This window comes from Pseudomonas sp. 58 R 3, assembly GCF_900006605.1.
GTDB classification, from domain to species: domain Bacteria; phylum Pseudomonadota; class Gammaproteobacteria; order Pseudomonadales; family Pseudomonadaceae; genus Aquipseudomonas; species Aquipseudomonas salomonii.
The window spans coordinates 49,676-57,457 of record NZ_CVTT01000041.1 but is presented as its reverse complement, the minus strand read 5'-3'; the positions used below and the strand labels follow the sequence as shown (position 1 = coordinate 57,457).

Sequence of the window (7,782 nt, the reverse complement as noted above, 5' to 3'; positions counted from 1 at the left end):
CCGAGCCACAGCGAGGCACCGAGTGTTGGGGCGAGGACTTTTTGCTTACTTTTTGGTCCCTCAAAAAGTGAGCCGCTGTAAGAGCGGAACCATAAGCCGCCGTTACCTAAATAACGGATATTCACCCAACCCAACCCAGCCCAACCCACCACGCCACGCCACGCCACCACCAAGTGCCATCACTTTGCACCTATCCCCCCGCCCCCGACTAGCGTAAAAAAGTGCCCCTAACTCCGTGAAGTCAGAGGCCTGCTATGCCTGTCGCCGTCATTGATGGACAACCGCTGCACTATGTCGACCAGGGCACCGGCCCGGTCGTTCTGCTGGGCTCAAGCTACCTGTGGGACCGCCACATGTGGGCGCCGCAAATTGAAGCCCTGTCGCAACAGTACCGCGTGATCGTCCCCGAGTTGTGGGGCCATGGTGAATCCGGCCCGCTGCCGGCCAAAACCCAGTCCCTCGACGACCTGGCGCGCCAGACCCTGGCCCTGCTGGACCAGCTGGACATTGCACAGATCAACCTGGTGGGCTTGTCGGTAGGCGGCATGTGGGGCGCGCGCCTGGCGCTGCTGGCGCCGCAGCGCATCAACAGCCTGGTGCTGATGGACACCTACCTCGGCGCCGAGCCCGAGGCCACGCGCCAGTATTACTTTTCGCTGTTCAAGATGATTGAGGACGCCGGCGCCATTCCTGAGCCGCTACTGGATGTGGTCGCGCCGATCTTCTTCCGGCCAGGCATCGACCGCGAATCTGCGCTGTACCAGGATTTTCGCCAGTCGCTGCAGGCTTTCTCCAAGGAGCGCCTGCTGCACAGCATCGTGCCATTGGGTCGTCAGATCTTCAGCCGCGCCGATATCCTCGACCAACTGCACCGCCTGGACACCGACACCACCCTGATTATGTGCGGCGAGCAGGACAAGCCCCGCCCACCTGCCGAATCCAGGGCAATGGCCGAGCTGATCGGTTGCAGCCTGACCCTGATTCCAGACGCCGGGCATATCTCCAGCCGCGAAAACCCGGACTTCGTCAACGAAGCCCTGCTGACCTTCCTCGCCAACAACGCCTGATCGCACGGTTCCGCCTTTGCTCATGGATCAAAGGCGGAAGTGCCCCACCATACCCTTGAGCTGCGCCCCCAACTGCGCCAACTGAATGCTCGACGCGGCGTTGCCTTGCATGCTCAGCGCCGATTGGTCGGCACTCGCGCGGATACTGGTGACACTGCGATTAATTTCTTCGGCCACCGAGCTTTGCTCCTCGGCGGCGGCGGCAATCTGCTGGTTCATCTGCTGGATCAGGGACACGGCAGCGGCGATGCTGCCCAGCGCGCTCTCGGTTTCCAGCGCATCGCTGACGGCCAGCTTCACCAGCTCGCCGCTTTGCTGAATCTGCTGCACCGACGACTGCGCGGCACTGCGCAAGGTGCTCACCAACCGCTCGATCTCCTCGGTCGATTGCTGAGTACGCTTGGCCAGCGCCCTCACCTCATCGGCCACCACCGCAAACCCTCGGCCTTGCTCGCCGGCGCGGGCGGCTTCAATGGCGGCGTTAAGGGCCAGCAGGTTGGTCTGCTCGGCGACACTTTTGATCACCCCCAACACCGTGCCGATGTGCTGGATCTCGGCACTGAGGCTGTCGATGCTGGCGCTGGCGCTGGTGCTGGAGGCCGCCAGCAACTCAATGCGTTGCAGGCTCTGACGCACCACCTGCTGGCCGCTGTCGACCTTGGCATCGGCGGTCTGCGCCGCTTGCGCAGCTTCTTCGGCGTTACGCGCGACGTCATGCACCGTGGCGGTCATCTGGTTCATCGCCGTGGCAACCTGTTCGGTCTCCTCTTTCTGGCTGCTGACCTCTAGATTGGTTTGTTCGGTGACGCTGGAGAGTGATTGTGCAGAGCTGGCCAATTGCTCGATGCCGGCCTGCAAGCCGCTGACCATCTGGCTCAGGCCAGTGCCCATCTGTTGCATCGCTTGCATCAGCTGGCCGATTTCATCACGGCGACTGACCTCCATGCGCCCGCTCAGATCACCGGCAGCAATCTGCTGGGCCACGGCAATCACACTGCGCAGCGGCGCCACGATCAGGCGGGTAATCAGCCAGGCGGCAATCAGCCCCACCAACAACGCCAACGTCGAGGAACCGATGATCAGCCACGTGCTTTTCTTCAATTGCGCCTGCATCGACTGGTCTTCGGCGGCATACGCCTGGTTGACCCGGCTGACCACCTGGTCGGCGCGGTCATGCAATTGCTTGTAGACGATTTTTTCCTGAGCCAGCAAACCGGTGTACTCACCGAGTTTTTCGCTGAAGGCGGCAATATGCCCGGACACCTCGTTGAGCACGGTCTGGTAACCCGCGTCCTTGACCGCGGTTTTCAGTTGCTCGACCTGCGCCAGGGCCTGGTCGGCCTGTTCGATCTTGCCCTGCTCGGCGTTGTCGGCATCGGCCCTGCGGCTCTGGTCCAGGCGCACCCGCGCCTCGTTCATGGCTTGCAGCATCAACCGCGACACCTGGCTGACCTGCCCGGCCTGCTCGATAAACTCGGCGCCCTCTTTGCCCTGGCTTTCCTTGAGGCCGTAGGCGCCATCGTCGGCCAGGCCGGCTTGCAGCACATCGAGGTTATTGGCCACGCTGGAGACCGACCAACTGGCCATTTCCAGCGCCAGGTCCTTGGTCTGGGTCAACTCGACAAATTCGTCGAACGCCTGGCGATACGCGGCCAACGCCTGTTCAACGTCGCCCATCACCGGCACATTGGCGGCGGACTGGGCCTTGAGCGAGGCCGCCAGGGCAGCCAGGGCATCGACGCTTTCATGCAAGGCATCGACGGCTTTGGGGTCGGCATGCAACGCGTAGTCCTGCTCGATCAAGCGCACCTTGAGCAAGCCGCTGTTGAGCGAGGACATCGCATTGAGGCCTTCGAAACGCTGACCAACGGTTTGCAGCGACCACACGCCAATGGCCGCCACCAGCGCCGTCAGCAGCAGCACCAGGGAGAAGCCCAAGCCCAGTTTTTTTGCCATACCGAGGTTGGCGAAACGTCGTTGCACGGCCGAAATCATTGCACTTGAATCCTCTTGCACGGGCAGCTGCCAGCAAGCCTGGTTGCCATGCAGCGAGATTCGCAACGAGACGCCATTGGCACAAGACGTTGGCGCCACAATAATGGCAAAAAGCTACATGCTCGTCGTTTTCAGAATGGTCGAGGTCGATCTGGCAGGCCCCATGGCGCGGAACAACGCCAACGCCCGCTGATCAGCAGCATAGGCCACATTGATGCGCAGCCAGTCACTGTGTTCGCCGCGGGGAGCAAACAGCGCCCCGCATGACAGCAAGACGCCAAGCCTGCGCGCGCACGCCTGCAACCGGGAATGATCGCCCAGACCCGGCCGCGCCCACACGAACATACCGCCGGCAGGCACGGCAAACACCTGCCATTCCTCATCCTCCAGCACCTCCAGAGTGGCTGCCATTTGCGCATTCAAACGCTTGCGCAGGCGTTGCACCCATTTGCGGTAAGTACCATTGGCCAACAGCGCGGCCACCACTGTTTCGGCAAACCGTGACGTGCCGATACCGGTCAGGGTCTTGAGGCTGGCCATTCGCGCAACGATGGCCGCGCCGGCACTGACGTAACCCACGCGCAGGGCACTGCTCAGGGTCTTGGAAAAGCTTGATACGTAGATCACCCGGTCATCATGGGGCAAGGCCGACAACCGCGTGCAACTGGCGTGCTGCAGGTCGCCGAAAACGTCCTCTTCAATGATCAGGAAGCCATCACGGTGCGAAAGCTCCAGCAACCGCTCGGCCACGGCGCGGCACAAGCTGGTGCCCGTGGGGTTGTGGTACAGGCAGTTGATGAACAGGCACTTGGGGCGATGGCGCAGCAGCAGTTGCTCGAGCACCGGCATGTCCGGGCCGCCCACGGTGCGCGGAACTTCCAGCAACGTGACGCCATGACGCTCCAACTGTCGATAGAGGTTGGCGTAGCCCGGCGTCTCGACCACCACCGTATCGCCGGCCTTGAGCAGCGAGCGTATCAACAGGTCCTGTGCATGGCTGGCACCATGGGTGGTCAGGATGCGATCCAGGCAGGTGGCCACCTTTATCTGGGTCAGCCGCTTGAGTAACTGCTCGCGCAATGCCGGCAGGCCCAGTGGCGTGCTGTAGTTAAAGAGGCCGCCCGTGTCGGTGCGGCTGATTTCCCGTATCGCGTAGCACAGGTCATCGCTTTCACGCCAGGTGTCCGGCAGCCAGCCGCAACCGAGCTTCAACTCGCCCAACGGGCCATCGACATAGTCGCCCCAACCCAGCTCCGCCCCCTCATACCAGTGGCTTTCAAGGCAAACAGCCGGCTGGGCGACCACAAATCCCGAGCCTTGCCTGGACGCCAGTAAACCCTGGGCGACCATTCGCTCGAAAGCCTCTATCACGCTGGACTGGCTGAGCAGGTTGTCGAGGGCCAGTTGCCGGATGGACGGCAAGCGCGTACCGGGGCTCGCGCCGCTCTTGCGTATCCATTGCGCCACCGCGCTGACGATTTGCTGCACCACCGGTACAAGGGCTTGTCGATCGATCCCTAAATCCATGAGCCACTCACTTCAACTGTCTGTTATTCAACCCCAAACAGTTAAGCACAGAAGCTCGCTAAAACCGGCCGTAAACTCTTATTAAAGTATTGATTTTATTGACTTATTTACCTTCTGATACACATTCTGACGAGGCCTTGTGCCAGCCATGGAAACGCCCCACAGCGACCCTATCCTTTTCCAAGAGTGCATGGCATTGAGTCCTAGATAGCCGTCGCGCCACCATCCACCGCCAAGGCTTGCCCTGTGGTAAACGCTGCCCCATCGCTGCACAGGTACAGCACGGCACTGGCGATTTCCTCGACCTTGCCAATGCGCCCGACCGGGTGCATGGCGGCGGCGAACTCGGCTTTGCGCGGATCTGCTTCATAGGCACGGCGAAACATGTCGGTGTCGATCACCGCAGGGCACACTGCATTCACGCGGATTTTCTTCTTTGCATATTCGATGGCGGCCGATTTGGTCAGGCCGATCACGGCGTGCTTGGACGCCGCATAGATGCTCATCTTCGGCGCAGCGCCCAACCCGGCGACCGAGGCGGTGTTGACGATCGCACCACCGCCCTGGGCCAGCAACAGCGGCAGTTGATACTTCATGCACAACCATACGCCCTTGACGTTGACGCCCATGATTGCATCGAACTCATCCAGGCTGCCGTCGGCCAGCTTGCCCTTCTCGATCTCGATGCCGGCGTTGTTGAAGGCATAGTCCAGGCGCCCATAGGCGGCGATGGTCTGTGCCATCAATTGCTGCACATCGGCCTCCAGCGTGACATTGCAGCGCACGAACAGCGCTTCGCCGCCTGTTTGTTGAATCAACGCAACCGTGCCCTCGCCGCCCGCCACATCCAGGTCGGCTACCACTACTTTCAAGCCTTCTGCTGCAAATGCCAGCGCAGTGGCGCGGCCAATACCGGCGGCGGCGCCGGTCACCAGGGCGACCTGGCCGGAAAACGTCATGCTCATGGGGGATGTCCTATGCAAGAAATGGCCGTGAGCCGAGTCTAGCCAAGCGCATGGCGGGCGCGTCAGCACTATCATATGGCCGGTTGGGGTCGCATGAATGGCAGTGATAAGACGCAGGGGCCAACTATCAACCCGACCTATCGGCGGGCATTCGCACTCACCCTTTAACTTGCCCCCAAGCCGATGAAGGTCTATCACTCAAGGCTCACTTTTTGAAGAGTCCCTGCCATGACTGCCCAGACCAACCGCCAATTCCTGCTCGCCAAACGCCCGGTCGGTGCGGCCACGCGGGAGACCTTCACCTACCAGGAAGTGCCGGTGGGCACGCCAGCGGACGGGCAAGTGCTGGTGCGCAATGAATACCTGTCCCTGGACCCGGCCATGCGTGGCTGGATGAACGAGGGAAAATCCTACATTCCACCGGTCGGCATCGGCGAAGTCATGCGGGCGCTGGGCGTGGGCAAGGTGATTGCCTCGAACAACCCGAAATTCGCGGTGGGTGATTATGTGAACGGCGCCCTGGGCGTGCAGGATTATTTCCTGGGCGAGCCGCGCGGTTTTTATAAGGTGGACCCAACACTGGCACCGCTGCCGCGCTACCTGTCAGCGCTGGGCATGACCGGCATGACCGCCTACTTCGCCCTGCTCGACACCGGCGCGCCCAAGGCCGGTGAAACGGTGGTGATCTCCGGCGCCGCCGGTGCGGTGGGCAGCATTGCCGGGCAAATTGCCAAGCTCAAGGGCTGCCACGTGGTGGGCATTGCCGGGGGCGCCGACAAGTGCAAATTCCTCATTGATGAACTGGGCTTTGACGCAGCCATCGATTACAAAAGCGAAGACGTGCCAGCCGCCCTCAAGCGCGAGTGCCCCAAAGGCGTGGATGTGTATTTTGATAACGTTGGCGGCGACATTCTCGACGCCGTGCTCAGCCGCCTGGCCCTGAAGGCGCGGGTGGTGATCTGCGGCGCAATCAGTCAGTACAACAATAAAGAGGCGGTGAAAGGCCCGGCCAACTATTTGTCGTTGCTGGTCAATCGTGCGCGCATGGAAGGGTTTGTGGTGATGGACCACGCGGCGAACTTTGCCGCCGCCGGGCAGGAGATGGCCGGCTGGATGGCCCAGGGCAAGCTCAAGAGCAAGGAAGATATTGTCGAGGGGCTGGAGACGTTCCCGGAGACGTTGATGAAGCTGTTCAACGGCGAGAACTTTGGGAAGTTGGTGCTTAAAGTCAGCTGACCCGATCGTTCCCACGCTCTGCGTGGGAATGCAGCCCGGGACGCTCTGCGTCCCAAAGCGTGACGCAGAGCGTCACAAGAGGCGTTCCCACGCAGAGCGTGGGAACGATCATCAGGCGATTTCGGCGACAACTGCCGCCAGTGCCTTGGCCGGATCCGCCGCCTGGCTGATCGGGCGACCGATCACCAGGTAGTCCGAGCCGGCATCCAGGGCCTGACGCGGCGTCAGGATACGACGCTGGTCATCCTGGGCGCTGCCTGCCGGGCGTATCCCCGGGGTCACCAGTTGCAGCGACGGGTGCGCGGTCTTCAGCGCCTGGGCCTCCAGGGCCGAACAGACCAGGCCATCCAGGCCAGCCTTCTGCGCCAATGCCGCCAGGCGCAGGACCTGCTCCTGCGGCTCGATGTCCAGGCCGATGCCGGCCAGGTCTTCGCGCTCCATGCTGGTCAGCACGGTCACACCGATCAGCAAGGGTTTGGGGCCGCTGCGCTGCTCGAGCACTTCGCGGCACGCGTTCATCATGCGCAGGCCGCCGGAGCAGTGCACGTTGACCATCCACACGCCCATTTCGGCGGCGGCTTTAACCGCCATGGCCGTGGTGTTGGGGATGTCATGGAATTTCAGGTCGAGGAATACTTCGAAGCCTTTGTCACGCAGGGTGCCGACGATTTCGGCGGCGCAGCTGGTGAACAGTTCCTTGCCGACCTTGACCCGGCAAAGCGTGGGGTCCAACTGGTCAGCCAGCTTCAGTGCGGCGTCACGAGTGGGGTAATCCAGGGCGACGATGATAGGAGTCTGGCAGACGGGCATTGGAATGGGCTCTCAGGCAAGTCGAAATCGGCGCGGATTGTAGCGCAAGCGGCGCCGTTGCGGGATCCGATGATCGGTAAAATGCTGATCAAGCGCGCATAACCGGGGATTTCGAGTCATTGTGTCAAGACCGATACATTCCCGACATGCCCTCAACACGCCCCGCGACTAGCCTCGCGCAC

The 7,782-nt window shown here is 61.8% G+C and carries 6 protein-coding genes; 2 read left to right on the top strand and 4 right to left on the bottom strand.

The genetic code is table 11. The annotated features are described in order from the left end of the window. Window positions 1–254 precede the first annotated feature (254 nt). On the top strand, window positions 255–1,067 hold the full coding sequence (locus BFP92_RS11085) for an alpha/beta fold hydrolase (RefSeq protein ID WP_065929521.1): 813 nt from the start codon (window positions 255–257) through the stop codon (window positions 1,065–1,067). A 27-nt stretch (window positions 1,068–1,094) separates the two neighbouring features. On the opposite strand, the gene BFP92_RS11080 is transcribed toward BFP92_RS11085, so the two are convergent. The 3 genes from BFP92_RS11080 to BFP92_RS11070 form a co-directional block, all read right to left on the bottom strand. Beyond that, entirely contained in the window at window positions 1,095–3,062 is a 1,968-nt protein-coding gene (locus BFP92_RS11080; protein WP_065929520.1) for a methyl-accepting chemotaxis protein, read from the bottom strand. 114 nt (window positions 3,063–3,176) lie between these two features. Then, window positions 3,177–4,589 (bottom strand): aminotransferase-like domain-containing protein, encoded by a 1,413-nt coding sequence (locus tag BFP92_RS11075; RefSeq protein WP_065929519.1) that lies wholly within the window; start codon window positions 4,587–4,589, stop codon window positions 3,177–3,179. Window positions 4,590–4,792: 203 nt separating this feature from the next. Then, window positions 4,793–5,554, bottom strand: a complete 762-nt coding sequence (locus BFP92_RS11070; protein WP_065929518.1) for an SDR family oxidoreductase — start codon at window positions 5,552–5,554, stop codon at window positions 4,793–4,795. Between the two features lie 228 nt (window positions 5,555–5,782). Here BFP92_RS11070 and BFP92_RS11065 point away from each other — a divergent pair, with 228 nt between their 5' ends. Further along, on the top strand, window positions 5,783–6,790 hold the full coding sequence (locus BFP92_RS11065) for an NADP-dependent oxidoreductase (RefSeq protein ID WP_065929517.1): 1,008 nt from the start codon (window positions 5,783–5,785) through the stop codon (window positions 6,788–6,790). A 111-nt stretch (window positions 6,791–6,901) separates the two neighbouring features. On the opposite strand, the gene pyrF is transcribed toward BFP92_RS11065, so the two are convergent. After that, a complete protein-coding gene (gene pyrF / locus BFP92_RS11060; RefSeq protein WP_065929516.1) occupies window positions 6,902–7,600 on the bottom strand; it encodes an orotidine-5'-phosphate decarboxylase in 699 nt (232 codons plus the stop codon). Window positions 7,601–7,782: the final 182 nt, after the last annotated feature.